This is a genomic window from Paenibacillus sp. 1011MAR3C5, from assembly GCF_003591485.1.
Classification (GTDB): Bacteria; Bacillota; Bacilli; order Paenibacillales; family Paenibacillaceae; genus Pristimantibacillus.
On sequence record NZ_QZCF01000006.1, the window covers coordinates 263,032 to 288,453 of the forward strand.

17 protein-coding genes are annotated in these 25,422 nt (G+C 52.4%); 3 read left to right on the plus strand and 14 right to left on the minus strand.

Annotated features, from left to right (window positions below; all coding sequences use genetic code 11):
- Nucleotides 1-136: 136 nt before the first annotated feature.
- From D3P07_RS19290 to D3P07_RS19335, 10 genes are all read right to left on the minus strand, one after another.
- Nucleotides 137-1,348 (minus strand): MFS transporter, encoded by a 1,212-nt coding sequence (locus tag D3P07_RS19290; RefSeq protein WP_119801882.1) that lies wholly within the window; start codon nt 1,346-1,348, stop codon nt 137-139.
- 14 nt (nt 1,349-1,362) lie between these two features.
- Complete coding sequence (locus D3P07_RS19295) at nt 1,363-2,490, minus strand: Gfo/Idh/MocA family protein (RefSeq protein WP_119801883.1); 1,128 nt, start codon at nt 2,488-2,490, stop codon at nt 1,363-1,365.
- A gap of 15 nt (nt 2,491-2,505) precedes the next feature.
- Nucleotides 2,506-3,321, minus strand: a complete 816-nt coding sequence (locus D3P07_RS19300; protein ID WP_119801884.1) for a sugar phosphate isomerase/epimerase family protein — start codon at nt 3,319-3,321, stop codon at nt 2,506-2,508.
- A gap of 15 nt (nt 3,322-3,336) precedes the next feature.
- A complete protein-coding gene (locus tag D3P07_RS19305) occupies nt 3,337-4,839 on the minus strand; it encodes an ABC transporter substrate-binding protein (RefSeq protein ID WP_119801885.1) in 1,503 nt (500 codons plus the stop codon).
- Between the two features lie 60 nt (nt 4,840-4,899).
- Entirely contained in the window at nt 4,900-5,784 is an 885-nt protein-coding gene (locus D3P07_RS19310; RefSeq protein ID WP_119801886.1) for a carbohydrate ABC transporter permease, read from the minus strand.
- Nucleotides 5,785-5,801: 17 nt separating this feature from the next.
- Complete coding sequence (locus tag D3P07_RS19315; RefSeq protein WP_387477610.1) at nt 5,802-6,725, minus strand: ABC transporter permease; 924 nt, start codon at nt 6,723-6,725, stop codon at nt 5,802-5,804.
- 204 nt (nt 6,726-6,929) lie between these two features.
- Complete coding sequence (locus D3P07_RS19320) at nt 6,930-8,552, minus strand: response regulator (protein WP_119801887.1); 1,623 nt, start codon at nt 8,550-8,552, stop codon at nt 6,930-6,932.
- A gap of 11 nt (nt 8,553-8,563) precedes the next feature.
- On the minus strand, nt 8,564-10,255 hold the full coding sequence (locus D3P07_RS19325) for a sensor histidine kinase (protein WP_182914409.1): 1,692 nt from the start codon (nt 10,253-10,255) through the stop codon (nt 8,564-8,566).
- Between the two features lie 59 nt (nt 10,256-10,314).
- Nucleotides 10,315-11,256, minus strand: coding sequence for a P-loop NTPase family protein (locus D3P07_RS19330; protein ID WP_119801889.1), 942 nt, complete (start codon nt 11,254-11,256; stop codon nt 10,315-10,317).
- A 290-nt stretch (nt 11,257-11,546) separates the two neighbouring features.
- The gene (locus D3P07_RS19335; protein WP_119801890.1) at nt 11,547-18,776 is read right to left on the minus strand and encodes a pullulanase; all 7,230 of its coding nucleotides are present in this window, start codon (nt 18,774-18,776) and stop codon (nt 11,547-11,549) included.
- Between the two features lie 358 nt (nt 18,777-19,134).
- Here D3P07_RS19335 and D3P07_RS19340 point away from each other — a divergent pair, with 358 nt between their 5' ends.
- Complete coding sequence (locus tag D3P07_RS19340) at nt 19,135-20,196, plus strand: endonuclease/exonuclease/phosphatase family protein (RefSeq protein ID WP_119801891.1); 1,062 nt, start codon at nt 19,135-19,137, stop codon at nt 20,194-20,196.
- Nucleotides 20,197-20,266: 70 nt separating this feature from the next.
- Here D3P07_RS19340 and D3P07_RS19345 read toward each other — a convergent pair whose 3' ends face one another.
- Nucleotides 20,267-21,271, minus strand: a complete 1,005-nt coding sequence (locus tag D3P07_RS19345) for a helix-turn-helix transcriptional regulator (protein WP_119801892.1) — start codon at nt 21,269-21,271, stop codon at nt 20,267-20,269.
- A gap of 87 nt (nt 21,272-21,358) precedes the next feature.
- On the opposite strand from D3P07_RS19345, the gene D3P07_RS19350 reads away from it, so the two are divergent.
- Nucleotides 21,359-22,543 carry an epoxide hydrolase family protein gene (locus D3P07_RS19350; protein WP_119801893.1) on the plus strand — a complete coding sequence of 395 codons (1,185 nt, stop codon included), beginning with the start codon at nt 21,359-21,361 and terminating at the stop codon, nt 22,541-22,543.
- A 102-nt stretch (nt 22,544-22,645) separates the two neighbouring features.
- Here the strand turns inward: D3P07_RS19350 and D3P07_RS19355 are convergent, their stop codons facing one another.
- Complete coding sequence (locus tag D3P07_RS19355) at nt 22,646-22,984, minus strand: MGMT family protein (protein ID WP_119801894.1); 339 nt, start codon at nt 22,982-22,984, stop codon at nt 22,646-22,648.
- Between the two features lie 173 nt (nt 22,985-23,157).
- Here D3P07_RS19355 and D3P07_RS19360 point away from each other — a divergent pair, with 173 nt between their 5' ends.
- Nucleotides 23,158-23,664, plus strand: a complete 507-nt coding sequence (locus D3P07_RS19360) for an NUDIX domain-containing protein (protein ID WP_119801895.1) — start codon at nt 23,158-23,160, stop codon at nt 23,662-23,664.
- Nucleotides 23,665-23,686: 22 nt separating this feature from the next.
- Here D3P07_RS19360 and D3P07_RS19365 read toward each other — a convergent pair whose 3' ends face one another.
- Both D3P07_RS19365 and D3P07_RS19370 read right to left on the minus strand, forming a co-directional pair.
- Nucleotides 23,687-24,475, minus strand: a complete 789-nt coding sequence (locus D3P07_RS19365; RefSeq protein WP_119801896.1) for a hypothetical protein — start codon at nt 24,473-24,475, stop codon at nt 23,687-23,689.
- Nucleotides 24,476-24,500: 25 nt separating this feature from the next.
- Complete coding sequence (locus D3P07_RS19370; RefSeq protein ID WP_119801897.1) at nt 24,501-25,286, minus strand: inositol monophosphatase family protein; 786 nt, start codon at nt 25,284-25,286, stop codon at nt 24,501-24,503.
- Nucleotides 25,287-25,422 lie beyond the last annotated feature (136 nt).

The window sequence follows — 25,422 nt, forward strand, 5'->3', positions numbered from 1 at the left end:
TTCCAATACCTGAATGATTACTAGTGTACCCTGAATGAACCATGCTGCCTACCCGAACACGCCGCAAACCCGTAAGCGGCTGCTCCATGCGAAGCGCCGGCTTACGGGTTCTTCTAATCTCACCTGTTCTCTATCCTTACATCGTCTCTTGTTTATTGGTTGCGCCGACCGGACTTCCCGCTCTAAGGAACAACTGCCGCAGCAGGAAAAATCCGAGCACACCGCATAATGTAAAAGCAAAGCAAATTTGGTACAGTGTCGATGCGCCCAGGTTCTCGAACATCCAGCCGCCGAGCACACCCGCGACAATTCCGGATACGCCGCCCCATGTCAGCCCGTATACAGCCTGGCCGCTTGATCGATATTCGGCAGGCACCAGATGGGAAGTAAGCTGCGTTCCGATATAGTAATACCCGCCGAACGTGATCGAATGCAGCAATTGGATGAAGATGACCTGAATCGCCGAGCTTGCAATGGACATGAGCAGCCATCGGATTGAGAAAAGCGCACTAATAATGACCAGCCAGCCCAGCATCGTACGGGAATTTTTCTTCAAATACTTATCCAGCAGCAGGAATACCGGCACTTCCAAAATCGCCGTCGCGAAGGCGGACCATCCCACCACCGTATCCGTCCCTCCCAAACCCTTGATATAGATGCCAAGGAAGGTCATGTTGATTGAATTGGGAATCGAGATTAGTACGCCCAGGCAAACGAACATGAGAAAGTACTTGTTCTGAAATACCTTCAGATACCCCTTATTCGAGAATTTCTGTTTTAGCGGTCGTTCATTGCCGCTTGGCATCAGGAAGGTAAAGAAGATGGCGAACAGCAGCATCACATCAAATACGATCCACAGCTTGTTAATGCCCAGCATCCCGATAATCGGTCCCGCTGCTACCGCAATCAGCGCCCATCCCAGCGAGCCCCATGCCCGGAACTCGCCGAACTTGCGGTTCGTGCCTTCGATGACATTCAGAATCAAGCTGTTGCTCTGCGTGAACAACGGGCTTTGGAAGGCGAAATAAAACAGCATAAGCGTATAGATCAGCGTATAGGATTCCGTCATGAACACGAACTGCATACAGACGAAATTGCCGATTAAGCAAATAATCAGGATGCGCTTATTGTTGCGAAGACGATCCGCCCAATACGCCCAGAAAGGATTGGCTACCAGCCCGATGAGCGGGCCGCCTGCTACCAGTAATCCAATCTGCACATTAGAAAGCCCGATATCCTTGAGATAGAGCGCAAAGAACGTGCTGTAGATCGCAAGGGCCCCATAGAGCACAAAGTTGAATACTTTCAGCATTCCTAGCATATTGCGGCTTATCGTGTGGTCCGACATGATTCCTTCATCCCTTATACTAAGACATTGGTGGATTGCGAATGCGCGATAATTTCTTCGGCTGTCACTTCACGTCCCAGTCGATCCGACAGGTATACGCCTTCGCTGATCAGCATCGTCTGCAGCGCGATCTCCGCCGTAGGCAGCAGCGGCACTCTGCCTTGAATCGCGGCAATCCAGTGCTGCTGCGAGGAGGCGTAAGCGTCATAATCCGGCTTCAGCCTGCCCCAGCGCAGATCCATGTCATCCAGATTAACGGTGCTGTCCAGATCCATGTCGGCTACCGTCGTATGGAAGGTGAGTGCGCTTGTCTGCGAGATGGACGAGTACGACGGCAGGCGAACCCCGCCTTTGCTTCCCAGCACGCTGGAGCCTTCGAAGCCGCCCATGTGGACCGACCACGCCTCGATCAGATCAAGCGTTACGCCTTCCTCGAAGCGGACAAAGCCAAGTCCAAGCTCCTCCACGTCGAATTGGGATTCTTCCCGTCTCGCCGCATCCATATCCATCTCCTGATACACCTTGCCAGAGACGCTCTTCAGCGTCGGCACGCCGAGCAAATACAGGATCTGGGCAATGTGGTAGACGCCCATATCCAGCAGCGCGCCGCCCGCAGCCGTCTCCTTGCGATTGAAGAACTTCGTTCCGTAGCCGTCCACAAACGGACGGCCGCGGCGCCGGAAGCCGGTCGATCTTGCATGGTACAGCTTGCCGAGGCTTCCTTCATCAATCAAGGCTTTTGCGGCTTTGGTCTCTTTCTTATATAACGTATTGAGCTGGATATGAAGCATGTTGCCCGTCTCTTTGGCTGTCTCCAGCATCGTGACACCGTCATAGTACGTGCCTGCGATCGGCTTCTCGCAATAGACATGCTTGCCGGCCTTAAGCGCTTCGTTCGTCACCGGGGCATGGAAGTTGTTATGCAGGCAGACGTCGATGGCATCAATATCATCCCGCTTCAGCAGCTCGCGGAAATCCGTATACACATCCGGAATACCGAACTGGCTGGCCACAGCTTGTGCCGCTTGTTCATTAATATCGCAGACCGCTACCACTTCGGCGTCTTGGATTTTCGCATAATTGCTTAAGTGAGTTTGGCCGATCAAGCCAACTCCAACAATACCGATTCTGATTTTGCTCACGGTGCTTCTCTCCTCCTATTGTGCGTTTCCTAGTATCTTTTTCATCGTAGCGAGCGTCCACTCTACCTCGACATACTGATTTTTCGGCGCGTTATGCTCGACTGCCCAGTAGTCGTCAAACCCTGTCCCGACCAGCATCTTCGCAATTGCCGTCGCACGCTCCTCCATCGCAAGCGTATTGCCGCCAAAATGAATATGGCAGGCCCAAGGAGCGATAAGCTCATCGCCAAGTGCCGCGTCGACCTTCCAACGATCCACATGCAGCAGGACGCCAAAGCTCGGATGGTCAATACCCTCAGCGATCTTCTTCAGGAAATGCGGGTTCAGCGACGGTCCCATATGATTCTCCGGGCCAACCTTGAAGCCGTAGTCGGCACCAATCTTGCAATACTCTTGGTATCTCGTCACCAAATGCTCGTATTGCTCATTGCTCATCTCATAGAAATCGCCATTCTCTTCCTTGGAGTACGAGCCGCCTGTATCGATACGGACCGTTTTGGCGCCCAATATTTTCGCCGCCTTCAGATGCTCCAGCGCATTCTGGTATTGCAGCTCGCGCTTCTCCTCATCCTGATCCCATAGCGAAGCCGTATCGATCGCAAAGTTGACGACTGTCATCCCTTTCTCATCCAGCGCCTCGCGAATCTTCACCAGGTAGTCCTCGTCAGCGAGCTTCCATACCGGCTTGCTCTTATCCACGAAGAAGCCATTGTACAGATCGACCGTGTCCAGACCGTAACGGTACTTGACCGTCTCCAGGTAGCCGAATACGTCCATCTTGCCTTCCAGGAATGTATTGTTGAAAGAATATCCACCGATTGAAAGCTTCATTGAATTGCCTCCCGATTACTTATTTTTGGCCCATTCGTCCAGCTGCTTCTGTTTCTCTGCTATGACTTTATCAATTCCCGCGGCCTTCAGAGCGGCGATGAACTTCGGCAGATTCACCTCAGGATCAATCGTGCCGGTCTCCAGCCCCATGGCATATTGCCGGGTAACATTCGTAATGGCCGCCAGCTCCGTCTTCACCGGAATCGGATTATAGGTGAAGCCCAGCGCTGCCGATTTCTTCGCTTCCCGGTTATACTTATCCATCTCTTCCCACAGATTCGGCACATCCGTCGCCCAAGTGTAGGATAAGAGCTGATTGCCGAACATCCAGCCTTGTCTGAGGTTGAAACCGCTGTTGGAAGCGTCCACGCCCGGCGGGAAGTCGATCGAGCTGTCTCCGACCTTGACGTAATGCTTGCCTTCAATGCCCCAGTTGATCAGGTTGACCAGATCCGGGTCAGAGTAAAGCAGGTCCAGGAACATCATCGCCCGATCCGGGTCCTTCGAGTTGGTCGGAATGCCAAGCATGATGCTTGTAATGGATGTGGTGCTCGTGATTTGAGAGCCGATGTCCACCGAAGCCAGCTTCGTGTCGACTCTGTTCTCCGTCTGACCAACCGCCCCAGGCTTTCCTTTATTAATAACGGAGAATCCAATGTTCGCCTTAATGTAATCAACCGCTGTTTCCTTGCTTGTCGCCGCATCCTTATGGATATAGCCTGCTTGATACCATCTTCTGATCGTATTCAGCATGTCGGCATACTCCGGCGTCTCGTACAGATTGACGACCTTCAGCTCATCCAGGTTCGGCAGTACGCCGATGTAGTCGCCAAGGATATCCCATCTCGTCTCAAGCAGCCTGTTCGCAATGGATGCAGCTGCGCTTGCTTTGCCCAGAACATTGACATTCGGCTCATTCTCATGAATAACCTTGTAGATGGCGTCCAGATCATCAATGGTCTTAATATTGCTAATATCGAGCTTATACTTATCCAGCAAATCCTGGCGCATCAGAATAATCGGATGGGATGCAAAATCCCGGTTGGTCGGAATGGCATAGGTTTGCCCGTTCACCTTCGACGCGCCCAACACCTCCGGCTCGAACGCCTTCACAATGCCCTGCCCGTGCTTCTGGACCAATTCATCCAGCGCCACCAGCTGCCCCTGCGCCACTTGCCTGGAATAATCACCTCCGCCCGTCACAATCAAATCGACTTGTTCATTGCCCGTCAGCATGAGAATGGACTGCTCCGCCCACGCAGCGGGTTCAATTCTGACTAACTTCACCGTGGCATTGATCTTTTCCTTCGTGATCTTGCTCATTTCTGCAGCAACCTCGTCCAGATCCTTCTGCGGCGGCCCATAGAACACCATATTAATCTCGTAAGGCGGCAGCCCTCCGTCATCCGTCCCGTTCTGTCCGCTGTTCGCGGGCTCATTCGACTTGCCGCAGCCTGCAAGCACCAAGCTTGCCGTCATCGTCAGTGCCAATACCGTTGTGCTGATTTTTTTGAACATATCCCAAGCCTCCCCTTTTTTTTGGCCATTCGTATGTCGTTGCTATTCTCAATGCGAGCGCTAGCCCTTTACGGCTCCAACCGTAAGTCCCTTTGCAAAGTATTTTTGGAAAAAAGGATACGTAATCAAGATTGGAATGACACCAATGACCGCAATGGCCATCTTCAGGCCATGACTCGGAATGTCTCCAGCCTCAACCATGTTGTCCGCCGCCTGAACATTCGTCATCAGGTACTGCGAGTTAAGCAAAATCGTATTCAACATGACCTGAATGCTATGCAGCTTGCTGTCGGTAATATAGATCAGCCCGTTGAACCAGTCATTCCAATAGTTGATAATTTGGAAGATGCCTACAGCCCCCAGCACCGGCTTCGATAACGGAAGCACAATGCCGTAGAAGATGCGGAATTCTCCCGCGCCGTCGATCTTCGCTGATTCGATAACCTCTGTCGGAATGTTCATCGTGAAGAAGGTCCGAATCAGGATGACGAAGAACGCACTGACGAGCAGGCCCGGCACCAGATAAGCCGTTAGCGTGTTTTTGATCTCGAAGACATTCGTATACATGAGATACGTTGGCACGAGACCGCCATTGAAGAGCATCGTGAAGAACACAATGAATGCGATGACGTTGCGGAACGGCAGATCCTTTCTGGAGATGGGATACGCCAGTAAGGTCATCATGATCAGGCTTACCGCCGTACCGAGCACCGTGACGAAGATGGAGATGCCGTATGCATTCAGAATCATCATCGGCTCCTTCAGTAAGTAGCGGTAGCTCTCCACGCTGAACACGCTAGGCCAGATGGAGTAGCCATTCTGGATAATCGCGCTCTCGCTGGTCAAGGAAGCGGAGATGAGCACGGCGAACGGAATTAAGCAGATGCAAGCGAATAGAAAGAAAATGATATGAATAACCGTCTGTTCCAATCGATTGGCGCGCATAGTCTCTGTCTCCCCCCTTAGAACAACGAATTATCCGGATTGATTTTTTTCACAGCATAATTGGATGCAAGAATAATGATAAATCCAACCACCGACTGGTACAGTCCGGCAGCGGATGACATGCCGATATCGCCATTGCGCAGCAAGGAACGATAGACATAGGTATCAATTACGTTGGTCGTCGGCAACAGCACGCCCGAGTCCAGAGTAACTTGATAGAACAAGCCAAAGTCCGAGTAGAAAATACGTCCGATCTGCATGAGCGTCATAATGACAATGACCGGGGTAATTAACGGGATCGTAATCTTCAGGATTTGCTGGAACTTGTTCGCCCCGTCAAGCGTCGCCGCCTCGTAATACTCCTGGTCGATGCCGACCACAGCCGCGAAGTAGATGATGCATAGATACCCTGCCGTGCTCCATATTTTCACAAAAGTTAGAATGTAAGGCCAATACCCAGGTTCGTTGTACCACATAACGGGATCAATACCGAGCCAAGGCATGATCGTCTTATTCATCAGTCCCGTCTCTGCACTAAGCAGCGAGAATACCAGATAACCGATAATAACCGATGAAATCAGATACGGAAGCAAGACGACGCTTTGATAGAACCGCGACAGAAACCGGTTCTTCATTTCATTCAAGAGAATCGCCAGCCCAACCGCGACCACCAGATTCACAACGATAAAGACGAGGTTGTACAGGATCGTATTGCGGGTAATGATGTAGGCATCTGCTGTCTTGAACAGATATTCGAAATTTTTGAAGCCTACCCAGTCGCTGCCGAGAATCCCCTTTGCAAAGTTGATGTCCTTGAACGCGATGATCATCCCAAGCATAGGCACATAGTTGTTAATCAGCAGATAGACAATGCCCGGAATTAACATGATGTACAACATCTTGTATTTCATAGCTTTCTTCAGGGTACTCCCGTTAGCCATCGCCTTCATGGCCAGCCTCCCTCCCTCTTTCACATGATCGTAACGCCGGCTACAACACCTATTGTAGAGGATCATGTAAGCGCTAACCGCCAACATACTGACCTGTTCATCGCAATATTCTGACTTCTCGACAGAATGGGGGGAGGGGACTTGCCCAAGGTACGGCTTGTCCAAGGGCCGAAAGGCAGCCGGCGTCCGCCGATGTTACGGCTTCCTGCCAGCCGCCTTTCTGGCCGCCTTGCGGTACTCATTCGGATTCATCTGGATAGCGCTCTTGAACACCTTTGAGAAATAAGAGAAGTTCGAATATCCTACTGAGGAAGCAACGTCGCTGACAGACAGCTCTGTGCCGGTGAGCAGCTCTCTGGCAATCGCCATCTTCTCGTCCAATATATATTCCACGATCGATTGACCCGTCTCTTTCTTGAACAACCGCGACAGATAGTCGGGATGGAGATGCACATGCCTCGCAATATCCTCGCGGGAGATGCTTTGGCTGACATGCTGCGAGATAAAGGACTTCACTTTATCCATCACGGTCACGTTATCCTCTCTCTGACGGGCGTAGGCGATGGTTCTTGTCAACGCCGTGCTTGCCCATATCCGCAAATCCGTAAGCGACCGAACGGCTTGCGACATGCGCTCCAGCGACACTTCCTCGCCCAGCACTTGATAGGCCTGCCATTCTTTGTACTGGAAGAAGTGGTACAGCATCTGCAGGAAGTTCTGAAGAAACTGCTGCAACACCTCTGCCTTAAGGAAGCCCACCTCCTGCAGCGATTGCAAATAATGCTCCGTCTCGGAGAGAATGGCATCGTAGGCGCCTTGCTCCAGCATTTTCAGCCACACGTTCATGCGAATGATATCTACAGCTCCCGAGCTGCCAAGCTCCTCGCTCCAGAAGATAACGTCATTGCTGCGGTTCAGCACATTGTCCTTCAGCCGAATGAGGCTGTCGTACCGCGTAGCGATCTCATGCGACAAGCCGAGCTCGCCGACGTAACACGAGATGTCACAGCGGAAGTATCTATTGCAGGCTGCAATATAGTCGGTCAATATCCCTTTCAGCCGCTCCCGGTCATCTCCCAGATACTCCGCGGGCAGAATGGCGACATACAGGTCACCGCTCATGCGTACGAACGGGCGGTGCTCGCAGCCCCGCCATATAATGTCGTCAGCAGCATTCCGAAGCGCGTACTCCATCAGCTTCTCATCGCGCAGGCTCAGCTTCTCCGCCCATCGCTGGACGTAGACCAATACAGGCAGGAAGGCTTCCGTCTCCTTGATCGGCAGACTTTGGTTATGGAGGGCATCCCGTATGCGATCGGGATGAGAGGATTGGCGGCGGTCCATCACATCATGCCAGAACCGCTCCATCAAGACGGGACGATGCGTCTGCCAGAGCATCGAGTAGTACTGGCCTTCCGCCTTGCTCGTATGCTGCTCCCGCTTCTCGTTAACCTTCTCGACTCCCTTCTGCACCACGTTCCGCAGCTCGTGATATTTGACTGGCTTCAGCATATAATCCAGGCTGCCCAGCTGCAGCGCTTCCTTCGCGTAATCAAAGTTGGAGTGGCAGGTGAGGAAGATGGATTCTGTGAGCGCATGCTTCTCTCTCACCCACGACAGCAGCTCGATACCGCTTCCCTGAGGCATCTCAATATCGCAAATCATAATATCAATGGGATGCTCCCCGAATATATCCTTCGCTTGCTTCATATTGTGAGCGATATGAATACGGGAGATCGACAGCTCCTCCCAGTTCACGCCCCCTTGTACGGCCCTTACCGCATGGATCTCGTCGTCAACGATCAATAATTGATACATCGTATCCCTCCTTAGGGCTGGTCTTCAAACTGAAGCGGAAGCCGGATCTCGACATTCGCGCCACCGTCCGGATGATTGGACAACCACAATTGAGCTTTATCCTCATAGATGAGCCGGAGCCGCCGTCTTGCATTCCAGATGCCGATATGATCGCTTCCATGATGCTCTGCGGCGGGTTCCTGCTGCCACTTGCCCAGCGACTCGTCCGAGAAGCCTTGCCCCGTATCCCGAATGATTAAGCGCAGCACATCGCCCTCACTCCGCCCGATCTCGACACGCAGATGAATAGGCTCATCCATTGTAATCGCGTGCTTGATTGTATTCTCCACGAACGTCTGAATCATAAGCGGCGGAATACGCGCTTGCATCAGTGACGCATGGTCGCTGCGAATCTCGTACGTGAAGCCGTCCTGGAACCGCATCGCTTGAATGTTCAAGTAGTTGCGGGTATGAGCGATCTCGTCCTCCACCGTAACCAGCTTCAGATTGCTCTGGAACATAAATCTCATATATTGGATCAAATAATCCGACATGTCCTGAATCAATTGATAGTTACGGAATTGGGCCAGGTTATAAATCGTATTCAGCGCATTCAAGAAAAAATGCGGATTAATCTGCAGCTGAAGATGCTTCAGCTCCGCTTGCTGGCTGAGCAGCTTCTCTTCGTAGACATCGATCTTAAGCGCCTTGATCTGATCCACCATGCTGTTGAACACGTCATTCATCAATTCAAATTCCGAGGAGACGGAATGACGCTCGACCCGTTGATCCAGATTGCCGTCGCGCACCCTGCGCATGACCGTCACAATTCGATTAATCGGGATTAGAATGTTCTGCCGCAGGAACATATAGAAGATTGGCAATATAATGAGCGCGCCCAGGATGACGATATACCAGATGCGCTGAAGAAACGGCAGATGCTCCAGAATGACGCTGTACGGAATTAAGATCAGCAGGGAGAATTGGCCTTGCTCCGACTGGGTGCTGACTTGCAGATAATCATCCACGTTATCCATGGGCATGACACCGTTCATCGGCTCCAGGTTATCCGTTACCAGCAACGACTTTCCCTCCGGCCCCATATCGAGCAGGCCAAGCGGTCTCATCAGCTTCGATGCCTTCACCCAGCCGCCAATATAGACGTTGCCGATCTTCTGGATTTTGGCAATGTAATAGTCCTCGCCAAGCTGGTAGGGGAACCACTTCTCGAAGGACTGCTTCGGCCATGATTCCCGCTCCCGCAGCATGTTTGTCATGCCCTCCCGAATTACCTTCAGTCGATCCATCGTCTCGCCAGCCGGCTGATTCGTAATCAACTCCTGATTGACGGAAGAATAGACGAACAGATACTCCATTTCCTTGTACGTATTGATGTCGCGCTCCAGCTTGTTGAACAAGTTGATTTTGGCCAAATAATAGTTATCGCTGCCGATCTCCTTTGGAGTGTCCAACATAATTAAATCGCTTTCAAAAGCGACCGTTGTTCGCAAATACTTGTCCACTTCCTCCAGACTTCGGTCAATCTGATCCATATAGAGGGCAGCGAGATTGCGGTTGGAATTGGCTACTTGCTCATTTACGACTCTCATCGCGTAATAGTTATCGAAGATCAGCAAAAGCTGAAGCGGAATCACAAATAAGAGAAACCCGACCAGCAGCTTGAAGCGAATTGACTTGTTCGACAGCTTGTGCGTCCATTTCATAACACGCTCTCCCCTCGATGTGAAGCGTTTCTGCCGCGTCATGCTTATTTAAGTCATTGCTATTGCGCATCTCTCTTGGCAAATACCGTCCCAGGCATTGTCCATCGTTCGCACAAGGACTCTCCCTCGATAACGAGACGTTCCCGCTCTATTCTCACAATGACAGGAATATCATTCAAATCATACCTGCCATCCGCTTTTGGAATCAGCTTCTTATGCACACCGCCCGGCGTGATGAGCACACCATTCTTAATGGCAATTTGCCGATTCAAGTGAGCGCTTACATAAATCCCATCGGCGTACACGCCGGTAGAGTGAAGACGGGTCTCCTCCCCCAACTGCAAAAAGGTACTTAATTCCCAGGTATATTGGTCCCATGCTCCATCGGTGATATCCACACCCAGCTTCCGATAAGGGAAGCTCTCATAGAGTCTGCCAGCCCATTGATCATAATCTCTTAGAAAAACCCTATAACCCTCTGCGCCTGCGGGTTTGTCCGCGTAATAAGGATTGTGACGATCTCTGGCCCATATTTGTTCCATAAAAGCTCTGCCGCGACTCTCCTCCATATAGTGAATCGTATCCTCCACCCGTTCCCGATAGTAAAAAACGAGAGCAGGATTCAATCCCTCGATAATCGAGTATATGCGGCTAATGAATAGCTGAAGCTGCCGGAACGATGCCCGGGCAAGAAGAAACGTGTAGATTTGAAATTGAAAGATGCTGCTATCCAGCACGATGATCTCATCGGGCTTCTCTCTCTGCCTCTCTGCGAACAGCTCCCATTTGGCCAGCGCCGCGTCCATATATTCCTCCAGCGAGAAGTTCCAGACATCATATTGCTTGAGATGATCGTACGCTTCTTGTCCGAATTCATGGTCGTGATTCCATTCAATCTCCAGAAGGTCGAGGCCGACAACCTGCTTTCTTGCGACCTTCAACAACTCCATGGTCCCCTTGGTATGCGGGTATTTGCGCACGAATTGGCGGTATTCCTCCAAGGTTAATTGCGCCTCATAAAAAAACAACACGGGATAAGATGAGCCCCGAATTGGTGGACTTCCCTGTAGAGGGGAGTCCCTCCAGCATAATAAGTTTGGGCTTCGTTTGTTTTATCATAGGACCGCTCCCCCTTTAAATCCAATACTATCATATAGGCAAATGATGCAATGCTCCTAAAATAACTTAAAATATGTAAAACCGCCGCGCATAAAAAAAGACCCCGACCATTGGTTCGGGGCCTGCTCTATTCGGAAGTGGCGAACGTCAAATTGCGCCGTCCAGCATCCGTTTAATTGCGAATGTTCAGCATGTTGTAGATCGCTTGCGCGCTCTCTGCGCGCGTCAGATTCTCCTGCGGGGCGAAGCGTCCGCCTGTGCGTCCTTGCACGAGACCAAGCTCGGCAGCTGCAATGACATCCTCCCGTGCCCAATCGCTTACCTGGCTCTGATCGGCGAAGGATGGCACGTCCTTGGATGCCACCTTGGCTTCCATTGCGCGATAAGCACGGAGCAGCATGACCGCCATCTCTTCACGAGTGATTGCGTCATTCGGCGCAAACCGCTCCTCAGCGCGGCCCGTTACAATGCCAAGACGGAAGGCAGCTTCCGCATATGGCGCGTACCAGGCATCGCGAGGCACATCGGCGAAGACGCCTGTCGCAGGCTTCTTGCCCGCTTCCGCATCCAGCGCCCGTACGAGCATCGTCGCGAATTGCGCGCGCGTCACTTGGACTTCCGGCGCGAACTGCTTGCTGTTCATGCCTTCAATTATGCCCTTCACAGCCAGAGACTTAATGGCCTGCGCACCCCAGTGGCTGCTTGGCACATCGGTGAAGCTGCGGTCGGCCTCCAGCACGCCGTACATGCTGAAGTGATTCAGCTTCGCCGTCATGACTCCGGCTTGAAGACTTCCGCCGACATAAGTTGCCATGCCATCCTCGCTGATCAAGTAGACTCCGCTTAGCTCGCCATTGATGCCTGCTTCTACGGCAAAGGTGACCGTCACAGGCTCCTCGAACTGTGATAGCACGCCAACCTCGTTGTTGCCTTGCAGCAGAGAGATGCGGAACGCATAAGCGGTCGAGCCTTGCTTGAACGACCAGCCTTCCCGGTCCTGTTTGCTCAGCAGCGCATCAAGCTCTTGGTCCGTCAGCGGCTTCGCCTGAAACCGGATAACTGTATGCTCAGCCGAACCGCCCGCAGGCAGAAGCGCTGTCGCTGCGGCCAGCACTTCATTCGGCAGCAGGACAGTCAGTCCGTCGGCTGCCAGTTCCAGATCGCGGTCTCCCAGCAGCTTGGCAGCCTGCAAGGGTAGGATAGCGGAGGTGTTGCCGTTGGATAGTTTTACAGTTGTTTTGCCGTCTGCTCCAGTCGTAAGGGCGCTATCCGGGATCACGTCCGCTCCCGGCCCTTGCGGGATCTCCACAACCGGATCGCCGCCGCCTTGCTGCGGAGGCTTCGGCGAGATGCCGCTTAGAATCGCAGTACCTCCGTCCGCTCTTCCCGGAAGCCCAATAGCAACGGTGCGGTTTGCCGAGACTATATACGTCTCGCCGCTATATTCATCCACTGCCTTTGTACCCGGCACGAATGGAACAGGCAGCGTTACGGCTACCGCTTCTTCAGCCGTATTAATGGCCGTTACAATATTGTCATGGCCGTATTTCTTGTTGAATGCCAGATAACCCAGCTCATCCGAGCCTGCCAGCTTCGTGCGGTCGCCCTTGGCGTAGAGCTTCGAATACTTCGCCCGAATGTTGAGCAGCTTTGTATAATGCTCATGCAGCTTATGCTCTTCGTCCAGACGATCCCATGGCATATCCCCACGGTTCTCGCTGAATTGGCCTTGGCTCATATCTCGTGCGTTCGCGCCAGAACGACCGAGCTCCTCACCATAGTAGATGACCGGCATGCCCTTCGCCGTAATTTGCAGCGCGGCTGCAATCATCAGCTTGCTCTTGTCGCCCTCCACGTAATGGGACAGGAAGCCGTCCTCATCGTGGCTGCTCAGAAATTGCGCCATCATCCTCGTATTCGACAGCTTCGATTCACGGTCTTGCAGATAAGCGTCCACCGCGTCGATGCTGCCATTCGCGAAGTTTTTCGCTTGCACCTTGAAGCCGAAGTCGAGTAGCGCATCCATCTGGCCGCTCTCCAGCATGCCGCCGTCACCCTCTACCGTGCCGCCAAAGTATTCGCCAAGCAGCTTGAAGCTTGGATCGATAGCGGTCAGCGCGTTTTTGAATGCGACCCAAGTCGTCGTCTCCACATGCTTCACCGTATCGACACGGAAGTAATCGATAGTGTCGCCGCGATCCGTTCTGGCTCGCTCCAGCCAGCCCGTCTGCCATTCGATAATCTGCTCGCGTACGTCGGCATTCTCCGTCATGAAGTCCGGCAGACCGTCGAGCTCGCCTTTGATCGGATTAATGCCCGCCGACAAGCCGTTCGTGCGCAGCATATCCTGAAAGCGCGCTTTGTCCTCCTCCGTTACGCCTGCTTGATTATCTTCAAGCTTCAGGCCATAGCCCGTATGATTCAGGACGACGTCGACCATGATTTTGATGCCGCGGTCATGCGCCTTCTCAATCAGCTCCTTGAAGGTCTCGATATCGCCCAGATGCTCGTCGAGCTTCGTGAAGTCTTTTGCCCAATAGCCGTGATAGCCATATTGCTTGCCGCCGAAGCCAGCCCCCTGGTTGAAATCGATATTGTCCACGATTGGCGTAATCCAGAGCGTATTGATACCCAGCCCATCCAGGTAGTCGAGCTTGTCGATCAAGCCTCTGAAGTCGCCGCCATGGTAGGCCTCCAGATGCGACTTGTCTGCGTTGATGTTGTTCGTCGCGTCTCCGTCATGGAATCGGTCGGTCAGCAGGAAGTAGATGCGCGACTCCTCCCAATCGAAATCAAGGTCTCCTGCGAACGTTCTCGGCTTGACGGTCACTTGTATGCGCTGTGTATACGCATTGCCGTACTGGTCGACCAGCGTCACAGGGATTGTCTTCACGCCCGCGGTTACCGATTGGTTGACGGCAATGGTATGTGCCATGGCCTCTACATTGAACGGCGCCTTGGCTGCCCCGCCCAGCGCGGTCAAATCCATATAGCCCTCGCGGAATGCCAGCGGCTCCGTACTAGATGCGCTGATGCGAAGCACAGCATTCTCGTTGTAATGTATGGAACCTGGCTGAATGCTGCCCGATAGGGTGACAGCCGGCTTCCTATACACGACTTCCGACTTGCCGTCCTGCGTATTCGTCGGGTCGCCTACTTCTACAGTCGCGCCATCCTTTGTAACCAGATAGCTGTATTCATAGCTGCCTGGAGATACTTTCTGAAGCGTATAAGTAAACCATTCCTTGGATTCGTCGTAAGCCATATCGTACGACCTGCCGCCGATCTTCACCTGAACGCCTTCGATAGTATCCATTAGCCCTTTGCTGAAAAGGCTGGCATCGCGATAACGGAACGTCATATTCCCGTCATGCAGGTAAGGACCATAGATGGACGGGAATACGTCCAGCTCGCCGACCATGCTGTGCACGTTTACTTTCATGTAGCGGTCGCCTTCCGTCAGCGGAATAACGCGGTCATAGGATATGTCTTGCTTCGCCGTATTCCAGTCTGTGCCTTTGCGAAGGACAAAACCGACGCCAATGGCATCATCATGCACTTCAATGGTGGCAGTGGCGATCCCATTCTCTACTTGATCGAACAGTATTTCGTCATCTTGCACACCAGTGTTCCAAACCCAGATGTTCCAGTCCTTATAATCTCCATCAGGACGGATATAGTTGAATTGAAGCGTTCGAACCGTATCCGGCTCAGTGACTTCGATCTGCACCGCAGCCTGGAAGCCCTTGTATTCCACCGTAATCGTCGCGCGCCCCGGGCTGACTGCCTTGATGATGCCTGCCGCAGTAACGGTCGCTACAGATGGCTTATCGGAGACGAAGCTTGCTCCGCTCTTCACCTTCTCACGGCTTCCGCCCTCGTACTGAGCGTACACCGAAATCGTATGGCTGGCATCGGCCCTTAGCGTCTGCTTGCTGCTGTCCAGTTGAATCGCTACAAGCGCCTGTGCCGCCGCATTCATGCGGATAACGACCGCGCTTAGCGGATCGATCGTCAGCGTCTGCTTCGTTAGCGCAAAGCCCGACGGATCAGATACGGCTGTGGTACCGGCTTCATCGTTATCAACAATGACCGTGCCGCCCGTCAAGTCAGTCGGAAGCGTCAGCGTTCTGCTCTCGTCGTCTGCATTGACGAAAACATAGTAATGGCCCGTTCCATCCATTGCGATATTCTTGTAGCCAATTAGAAGATCGGTGTCCCCGATCTCCGGAGCGTCGATCAATGTGACGTTGGAGTTCACCAAGTCCTGATCGCCCAATCGGAACGCGTCCGTCTGTCTGCGAAGCTCAATCAGGCCTTTCGTATATTCGCTTGTCACATGATTGACCGGATAAGCCGTCTCATCGGTTGCCTTCGTCCAGTCGAACATGTTGATCGCATCCGACGAATCATAGGAGTCATGAACGAAATAGCCGAACACCTCGCCGTTCTGATCCTCCAGCGCGTGGTACTTGTGCTCCGGCGTCCCCGGCGCCAGCCACTGCTTCGTACGACCATACTCCTGACCAGCGTGAAGGAATGCCGTTCCCTGCGACGTCAAGACGAGCAGATTCCCCAGACGAATGCGCTGGTGAATCTCCAGATCGTTTTCCTTAATGGCAGGATCTTTCTTGATCGATTGTGCAATGACGTCGTACAACGGCAGATTATCATGCGCCTCAATGTACGGCACAATATCGCCCGGATCATCGACAGCCGTATTGCTTGGCTGGCCTTTAATATTGTTCAGGATGGTCTGGATGCTTCTGGCCCCGCCTGTAATGAACCGCGGTTCGCCCTCGGAACCATAGCCGGACTTCAGCTCATTGCGGATCTCGTCGGAGAATACGCCGACATCATCCGTCTTATCCATCCAATCCTGATCGGCACCCATGCCGGCAAGCGATGGATCAGCTTCATGCCCTGCGAATGTGCGCCAGCCCTCTCCGATAAAAAGCGCGTTCGGATTCAGCTCAGCCGCCGCATCGTACGCCTTCTGAACGGCTGGATACGTCGCATCGCCCATCATGTCCCAGCGCATGCCGTCGATTTTGTATTCATCGAACCAATATTTCACGGAATCCACCATCAGCTTCTCGGCCATCGTGTGGTTGGTTGCCAGGTTGTTGCCGAAGCCTCCGATGAACGTGCCGTCAGGCCGCTGGAAAGCATAATAGTTCGGTACGATGTCATGCAAGAAATCGGACTTTGCCATATGCGTGTAGACTACGTCCAGCACAACGCCCATACCCGCCTCATGAATCGCATGGATCAGCTCTTTCAGTTCCTTGACGCGAAGCTCAGGGTCCTTCGCATTCTCGGAATACGCGCCGTCCGGCGAGAAGTAGCTGTGCGGGTCGTAACCCCAGTTGTATTCATTGTCCCTGGCGGAATAATCAAGCTCGCGGGTATCCATAGCCGCTTCATCACCGTAGTACCATGCCATAACCGGCAGCAGCTGAATATGCGTTACCCCTAACGACTGGATATACGGCAGCTTGTCGATAAACGCCTTGTACGTGCCCCAGCGTGAATGCAGATCGCCTTCGATGGACGGATCGGAGGTGAAGTCGCGAATATGCGCCTCCCATATAACCGCATCCTCGCGTTGCCCGTAGCCGTCGATGGATGCATAGCCGAAGCCGGACGGGCTCGTGCCGCTCAGATCAATAATCGCCGCCTTGCCCACGGTATCGCCGTCCGGGCCTGCCTCGCCTTTCGTATTGACGCGGAACTCGGCCATTGATTTGGCGTACGGATCAAGCACTTGCTTCGTCACGCCGTCATTCGTCACTTCGTATTGATAATAATAGCCGCGCAGGTCGGTGACCGAGCCGCCGGACAAATCGCTTGGCGCCACTGTCGCAGACCATACGCCATAATCGCCTAATGTCAGTTCTGCCGTGCCCATAAGCTTTGCTGCATCGTTTTTGTCGTAGAAATACACGGCCACCTCGCTTGCCTTAGGCGCCCACAGCTTCAGCGTCACGCTGCCGCCATGATACGTTGCGCCAAGATCGTTACCGTTGTAGGCATACTTATGGTCAATCAGTCTCCAACCCACATTTGCCGCAACCGTTCTTCCCTCGTAGGTTACAGACAACGGCGCCAGCTCCAGGTCAACATTCCCGGACAGCGCAAGCTGTACCGTTGTCTGACTGGTAACCGCAGCCATTGAGGCTGTTAACGGATCTCCGTTCTTATCTTCTATCGTGACCGATTGGAGCAAGCCCTCTGCTTGCATGCCTTCTGTCGTCGTAAAGCCTAACAGCAATTCGTTATCCGATACGATCTCGGCCGATACAATCGCTTTAACCACCTCGCCGGTCGGCGAGGAATAGACCTTATCGTCGCCTTGCTTAATCCAGATCTGGTTGTTCGCAACCGATGACAGCACAACCGACTTATCGCCGCCATCCTTCTCTCCCGTCGTGCGATGTACGATGAGGAAACCAACCTTAGTTGAATCGTCTGCAAGCGGCACATCGACATAAGCGCCATAGCTGTCCCGCTTATCCGCAGGGAAAGCTGTCGCGCCGGACGGCCAGTCCGCCGATGGTGACGCTACATGATCCCATAGCCATAGGCCGAAGCCGTCGTAGCTTTGATCCCCGCGCTGATAGTGAATCCGCAGATGCCCATCCGGTACCGGGTCCGCATCGGGATCAACCGGTACGTGATAAAGAGCATTCACTTCATGCGTCGCCCCGTCGTACGTGAACGTAACCGGCAGTTCTTCCGGCAACGCAAGCACCGCGTTCATGCCAGGGTAAGCTGCTGATGTATCCCAGCTATCGCCGAGTATAACCTTGTACTCGTAGTTGCCGCCAGGAAGTGTCGCAACCGCTTCATACACACCGTTGTAATCTTCATCCGTCAGCAAAAGCGATGCATCAGCCGGGCTCCAATTGACCGCATCGCCGAGCGCCGTCTGCAGGTCGCCCACCATTCTCGGCGCCTGCACTTGCGGCAGCGGCGAGTAATAGGTCGAATCCGCAATTTTCCGGGTGGTATGATTGTAGTAGAACGTAACTTCCGTCTCTTCATCGAGATGAAGCACAATATTGCCGCCATCCTCTACTCCAGCCGGATTCGTATAGCTGCCGAAGCCATAGCTTTCGTCCCATGTGCCGTTCAACGCTACCTTGTACGAATAATCTCCAGCAGGCAGCGTTCCGGTAAGCCGATATTCGCCTCCCCCCGCATAAGTCATTGCCGTTTCATCCGATGATGGGTCCCAGTCACCGGCAGCGCCAAGCGCTGTCTGCAGCGTACCCGCCAATGTCACCTTGCCGGGCAGCTCATCGCTTGCCTGTATGGGCGGTATGCCCATCGTTGTCCAGGTCAGCGCAGCGATCAAAACCATCGCCATCAGCCTTCTGAACTTGCTTCTCATAGCCATGCATTAGTCCCCTTTCCTTGCGCAAACGTTTGCATTTTACGCAAAATAAAAACAAACGAACCCAAGTATCGAAATCCGGCCTGCTCAAAATGGCAAAAATCAACTTGAAAGCGTTTGCTTAACGTCATTTTAAGCTCTGAAATAAAGCGCTGTCAATCCTTTTATCATCCTGTTTGGGCTCAGGAAGCAAAAACACACAACTTCTTGCCGCAATGGTAACGTTTGCGCAACGATGTAAAAAGACGCTTAAAGGAGTGGACTCTTCTAGAATGAATGGAAATATAGTACATTTTAGAAAGCGCAAAGGGGACCTCACCATTCGTCCCACTACATGCTTGCTTAGGAGGCCATTCATCCCATGTTCAAAAAAACCATCAAGTGGCTGCTCTGGATTGTACTCATTCCTGTCACTCTGCTAGCCGCGTTCCTCATCTATGCCACTCTAGCTGACTATAAGCCGCCTGCCCAGGTCAAGCTCTCGAATGAGAACCAGCAAAGCAATATCATCAAGCACGGAGAGCCGTTCAAGATTACGACCTTCAATATCGGCTATGCCGGCCTGGACCGGGGGCAAGACTTCTTCATGGACGGCGGAACAGGATCGAGAGCAGCCAGCAAGGAGCAGACAGAGGCCAATTTGGAATCGGCAATCGGCTTTCTAAGTGAGTCCAACTCTGAGCTTATTCTGCTGCAGGAGGTTGACCGGAAGTCCTCGCGCAGCTACAAAATCGACGAGGCTCAGCGCATGGGCAATAGCCTGCAAGACTATGATCAGACCTTTGCCTATAACTATAAGGTGCCGTGGGTGCCCGTTCCCTTGACGCAGCCGATGGGTGCGGTGAATAGCGGACTGCTCACACTGTCTGCCTTCGCAGCCAGCTCCCATACCCGCTTCGATCTCCCGGGCAAGGAGAGCTGGCCTGTACAGCTCTTCGAGCTGGATCGCGGCTTCATCGAGAGCAGGCTGCCTGTTGATAACGGCAAAGAGCTTGTCCTTGTAAACCTGCACTTATCCGCCTTCGATAAAGGAGGCCGAATTCGCAAGCAGCAGCTCGACTTCTTAGGAGGTTATCTGGAGCAAGAGGATAATAAGGGGAACTACATCATTGTTGGCGGCGACTGGAACCATTCCCTGCCGACTACCGACCCGGAAGCTTTCCCCGCGCAGCAAGAGTGGCCGGAGTGGCTGCAGCCGTTCCCGGAGACATTCGGGCCTGACGGCTACCAGTGGGCAGTCGATCCATCGGTGCCTACCGTCCGCACGCTTGACGCCGCCTATGAGGAAGGCGTGAATTTCCTGGCGGTCATCGACGGCTTCTTCGTCTCGTCTAACGTCGAGATTGTGCAGGTTGCAGGCACGTCCCTGGCCTTCGGGCACAGTGACCATAATCCAGTGACGGGGACGTTTGTATTACAGTAACGGAGCTAAAGGGTGCCATACAAGGCGCCCTTTCTTTGTCCCTTCCATGCCCAACCTACAGAAAACACCATCATTCCGTATAACGCTGGGCAATCTGACTCGCCATGCTGTTAATCCTATCCGCTACATATGCAGGCGCAAGCACCCTTACATCTGGCCCATAGCTGAGAATCATGCCATACATCCAATGATTGTCCGGGTAGCTGGCCCTGACCAGCAATGACCCGTCCTCCTGCATCTCTACCTTGTCGATCCCAAAAGCTTCCTCTGCCCGTACCCGCAGCCGCGGGCGAAAATGCAGCAGAAGCGGAACAGCGGGACCTGTTTCGCGATTCCCCCATCGCGAATCCAGCTCCGCCATACGAACACCCCGGTCTGCAAAATGCTCCATATGAATGTTATGCTCGCTTATTCTGGAGAGCCGAAAGGTCCGGTAATCGCTGCGCAGCCTGCAATAGGCATACAAATACCATGTATAGCCTTTCCATGCCAGCCCGATCGGCTCCACCTCTCGCAGCTCGCCTACACCCTCTGTATTTGTATATAAAAATGAAAGAACCTGCCGATTCTTGGAGGCTTGTCGTAACTTAGCCAGCATGCTCCGGTCCTTCAAGCCGCCGCCATGCCAGAGGTTCGTATCGAATAATAGCGTATCTCCCGCTTCTTCCATCTGCTTCTGTTCGGATCGAGCTACAAGCGCCTTAATCTTCGTTAATAACTGCTCCATATCCTGATCGTCAAGCGAGGCCTGCACGCCTCGGAGCGCTACAAGAATAGACTGTAAATCGTCGAAGGTCACGATCTGCCGCTCGATTCGGAATTGCTCCATAATCTCATAGCCGCCGTCTATGCCGGTATAGGAAACAATCGGAATGCCTGCCGTATTGATCGTCTCCAGATCTCTATAGATGGTTCGAAGCGATACTTCGAACTTATCCGCAAGCGTCTGGGCGTTCACCCGGCGCTGGCTTAGCAATATCATGGTGATGCCAAGCAATCGCTCTATCTTCAAGCCGACCCCTCCTTTATCCATAACTTTACACTTGTACGAAAAAATAATCGATATTCTTTTCATTCGTCCTTTCTCCCTGACAGACAGTTGTCAGGGAGTGTGGCTTACACTTAGTACATAAAGCAAACCCAATCCGAGGAGGAATTCCCAATGAACCCAAACCAATCGATTACGGTTAACAAAGAAGCCATCCGTCCCTTCCGCATCCATACTTCCCAAGCCGAACTGGACGACCTGAATCTCCGCCTGCAGCTTACTCGCTGGCCCGATGAAATTGCAGGCTCAGGCTGGAATTACGGCGCATCCTTAAGCTTTGTCAAGGAAATGACCGAATACTGGCGTACAACTTTCGACTGGGGAAAGCAGGAAGACCTATTAAATGAAATCCCTCAATTCACGACGACGATCGATGGAGCCAACATTCACTTTTTCCACATTACTTCACCTGAGCCAAGCGCTACTCCCCTTCTGCTGATTCATGGCTGGCCGGGTTCGCCTGTCGAATTTCTGGATTTGATCGGCCCGCTCACAGACCCGACCTCCTATGGCGGCGACGCTGCTGACGCATTTCACCTGGTTATTCCTTCGATCCCGGGCTTCGGGCTTTCCGGACCTACGACGGAAGCCGGCTGGACCTCTGGTCGCGCAGCCAAAGCCTTTGCACAATTAATGAGTCGTCTCGGCTACGAGCTTTATGGCGTACAAGGCGGGGACATGGGGGCGATGATCGCGCCCGAGCTTGGCCGAATTGCCTCTTCAGAGGTCATAGGCGTACACGTTAATGCGGCTACGATGGGTTTCATTCCATTCGGCCAAGTGGAAGAAGAGGTGATGCAATCGCTCACCGAGCAAGAGAAAATCCGTCTTGCCAGACTCGGACAATTCATGACGGAGCGATTCGGATTCAATGCGATTCAATCCTCCAGACCGCAGACGCTTGCTTATGGACTGCACGACTCCCCAGCGGGCTTGCTCGCATGGACCTGCGAATTGTTCAACGGATTCGGCGATACCATAGACACCGTAGATCGGGATCGCTTCCTGACGAATCTGATGCTATATTGGCTGACCGGAACGGCTAATTCCTCTGCCCGCATGTATTATGAAGGCGCGCATGACCCTGCCGCGTGGGCTCCAAAGGCTCCTTCGAGCACACCTGTTGGCGTGGCGGTGTTCCAACTGTCAGACGTAGCGATTCGCCGCTATGCCGAGCAAGGCAACCGCATCGTCCACTGGAGTGAATATGACAGAGGCACGCACTTCGCTGCGATGGATGCGCCGGACCTTATGATTGGGGATATCCGCGCCTTCTTCAGAGGGCTAGATCAAGGCTAGGCACATACCTGAAAGCCTTAAGAGGTTAGCTGCAATAACGATAAGAACTATCTTCATCCATACAAAAAAGCAGGATGTCGGCGCCCGACTTCCTGCTTCCCTTTACTGCACTTCATCCGGCCAGACCAATCCCTCTCCCGGCTGGTAACGGTGCCTCTCCAGATCTACACGGCCCTCTTCATTCGCCAGCACGCCTTCACTGCTTAAATAAAGAATCTGCTTGAATCGCGACTCCTCATCCATAAGGGCGATCATCCCTTTGGCGTTCACGACTCTGTGCCAAGGCAGCTTGTGAGCAGCGCTCATCGCATGAAGGATACGAACGACCTGTCTGGCTCCTCTCGGACTTCCGGCGGCTTCGGCAATTTGACCGTAGGTCATCACATACCCCTCCGGTATGTTCTGTATAATGTGAATAACTCGTCTCGTGAATGGCTGCATGAAAGGCAATCTCCTTCTTCCAATTTCAACGTGCAGGTACTGCCTAATGTATCATACCTTCGTACAAACATAAACCGATCAGGCCGCTGCTCTCCAGCCCCTCTACGCTCATCGCTATCGAATGAAAATTATACTAGAATAAAGAGAAGCACTCATTCATTTGGAGGTTGAACATGACCACTACAATCTACGCCGACTGGGGCGGACATCACGTCAAATTAACCTGGCTGCCAGGGGCTGATCATCCTGATGCAGCTCTTGTTACAAGCATCCACGGCGTATGCATGGACCAAGGGAAAATGATGCTGGTGCATGTAACAGGCCGCGGATTCAACTTGCCGGGCGGGCATGTAGAGGACGGAGAAACGGCGGAAGAAACCTTGCTCCGGGAGTGTATGGAGGAAGGGTATGTCAGATGCGAGGACCCTCACTTGATTGGCGCCATTCAAGTCAGCCATGAGGACAATCCGCGGTTTGATCCGAGCGGCAAATATCCGTTAATCGGCTACCAGCTCTTCTATCGCGTCCGTGTCGCCGTATGCCTCCCCTATCTTGGGGAGCATGAATGCACGGCGAGAATATGGGTTGAGCCTGAGCTGGCCTCTCGCGTGATGGAGGACCACAATCTAGCGCATCTCATTGTGGAGGAAGCTGTTCGGAAAGCAGATGCCTCGACCTAATCTAAAAAAAACTCGGACCAGCTTATGGAGACAAGCCGTCCGAGTCTTTCTTATTTTCATTGAAATCCAGATGGAAGTGCAGAAACCATGCTTTGCTGAACACCGCATTGAAGGAAGCATCATCGTCATTGAATACAACATCGTATATCTTGGTGAGCTGCTTGTAGTAATGTCTGGTGAAATACAGGAGATTCGCAAGCGTAAGGACCGATGCCACAATCTCGCGAACAATGGAAAAGTCAGACAAGAGCATATACACGCCAATCCACAGCACGACTGAACTTATCAAAACCAGGATATGAAACAGGATGCTCTCGGAGCTATACAGGTTTTTCCGGTAGGATTTCCATCCGTTTACTTTGGTCTTATCATCCTTCCGATACACAAATACCCCTTCCGTGCTCTTCTTCAAATTCCGGTAGAACATATGCTGGACAAGCTCTTTGTTAATCGCTTCTTTCTCGAAGTTATAGAGCTGCTTAAGGACGCGGGACGTAATCCAGTACACTTCCTTGTACACCCGGTATCTCACAACAACCCAAGCAAGCATGATGCCGAGTACAAACAATGCGAGGAAGCTGAGTCCTTTAATCATATTAGACAGATTTAATTCAATGATGGCTGGAATGACAAAGCTGATAATTGCAATGTAAAACGCAATAATCTGGTCCCTTTTCGTTTGCTGGAGGCCCAGCTCGTTGACGCATAGGCTGTATGCTTGCTCCAGATGGTAATCCTTTTTGGAATCCATGATCCTTGGGTCTATCTCGTAATCCTTGTATTGAAATTTCTTCTTCTTTTGACCAGCCACCTGATAGCCCCCGCCTCGTCATGTCCTATTGGTCGTACGGAATCTTCGGCACCTCTTCCGTAACGACCTGCTTCAAGTAATCGTAGTTCTCTCTTGTATTCGCACAGATGAGCGGTATCGGACGATGGAATACGGTTCGATCGAACTCGATCGTTCCTACATAACCGCCCGCTTCCCTGATCAGCACTTCGCCTGCCGCAAAATCCCATGGGAAGACACGCATTTCAAAATACAAATCCACCCGTCCAGCCGCCAAATAAGCAAGCTCCAGCGCAGCAGAACCCAGTCGGCGAATATCGTCGCAGTCTTCGTATACCTTCTCGATAATCCGGAAGCAAGGCCCTGCCAGGTCCTTATTGTACAGGCTCATAGCCGTACAGAACAGCGAATGAGGCATATCATGGTCGGATACCTTCATCGGTCTGCCGTTGACATAAGCGCCCTTCCCTTGCTCGGCATAGAACATCTCATCTCGGTACGGATGATAGACGACGCCCAGCACCGGAACGCCATCCTTTACAAGTCCGACCGAGATGACGCTCAATCCGATATCCCGTATGAAGTTGGACGTACCGTCGATCGGGTCCACAATCCACAGATATTCATGATCGTAATCGCTGTCCTCGCTCTCCTCGCCTATAAATCCGCAATCCGCCACGAGCGGTACCAGACGCTCCTTCAAAAACTGCTGCACGGACAAATCGACGGAAGTCACCTGATTCGATGCCGAGCCTTTGCTCATTACGGTAAACGCTTTATCTTTGAATAAATCACTTGCTTCACGTACAATTTCAATTACTTTTTCAATCATATCTTACACCTGCCCATATATTTTTTACTATATTTAATTTATTGTTTTCGATTATGCTGCATTTGCCGCGTATTTCTACTATATTATAGGGGATATCCGACTAGTTGTGCAGTTGCATTTTCATCATAACGCTTCT

Excerpts from the sequence above, each read along its gene's own strand:
- D3P07_RS19370 (WP_119801897.1), bottom strand. The coding sequence starts at position 25,286 with ATGATTGAAAAAGTAATTGAAATTGTACGTGAAGCAAGTGATTTATTC.
- D3P07_RS19290 (WP_119801882.1), bottom strand. The coding sequence starts at position 1,348 with ATGTCGGACCACACGATAAGCCGCAATATGCTAGGAATGCTGAAAGTA.
- D3P07_RS19315 (WP_387477610.1), bottom strand. The coding sequence starts at position 6,725 with ATGGCTAACGGGAGTACCCTGAAGAAAGCTATGAAATACAAGATGTTG.
- D3P07_RS19325 (WP_182914409.1), bottom strand. The coding sequence starts at position 10,255 with ATGAAATGGACGCACAAGCTGTCGAACAAGTCAATTCGCTTCAAGCTG.
- D3P07_RS19335 (WP_119801890.1), bottom strand. The coding sequence starts at position 18,776 with ATGGCTATGAGAAGCAAGTTCAGAAGGCTGATGGCGATGGTTTTGATC.
- D3P07_RS19345 (WP_119801892.1), bottom strand. The coding sequence starts at position 21,271 with ATGAAAAGAATATCGATTATTTTTTCGTACAAGTGTAAAGTTATGGAT.
- D3P07_RS19350 (WP_119801893.1), top strand. The coding sequence starts at position 21,359 with ATGAACCCAAACCAATCGATTACGGTTAACAAAGAAGCCATCCGTCCC.
- D3P07_RS19340 (WP_119801891.1), top strand. The coding sequence starts at position 19,135 with ATGTTCAAAAAAACCATCAAGTGGCTGCTCTGGATTGTACTCATTCCT.
- D3P07_RS19355 (WP_119801894.1), bottom strand. The coding sequence starts at position 22,984 with ATGCAGCCATTCACGAGACGAGTTATTCACATTATACAGAACATACCG.
- D3P07_RS19320 (WP_119801887.1), bottom strand. The coding sequence starts at position 8,552 with ATGTATCAATTATTGATCGTTGACGACGAGATCCATGCGGTAAGGGCC.
- D3P07_RS19360 (WP_119801895.1), top strand. The coding sequence starts at position 23,158 with ATGACCACTACAATCTACGCCGACTGGGGCGGACATCACGTCAAATTA.
- D3P07_RS19305 (WP_119801885.1), bottom strand. The coding sequence starts at position 4,839 with ATGTTCAAAAAAATCAGCACAACGGTATTGGCACTGACGATGACGGCA.
- D3P07_RS19310 (WP_119801886.1), bottom strand. The coding sequence starts at position 5,784 with ATGCGCGCCAATCGATTGGAACAGACGGTTATTCATATCATTTTCTTT.
- D3P07_RS19300 (WP_119801884.1), bottom strand. The coding sequence starts at position 3,321 with ATGAAGCTTTCAATCGGTGGATATTCTTTCAACAATACATTCCTGGAA.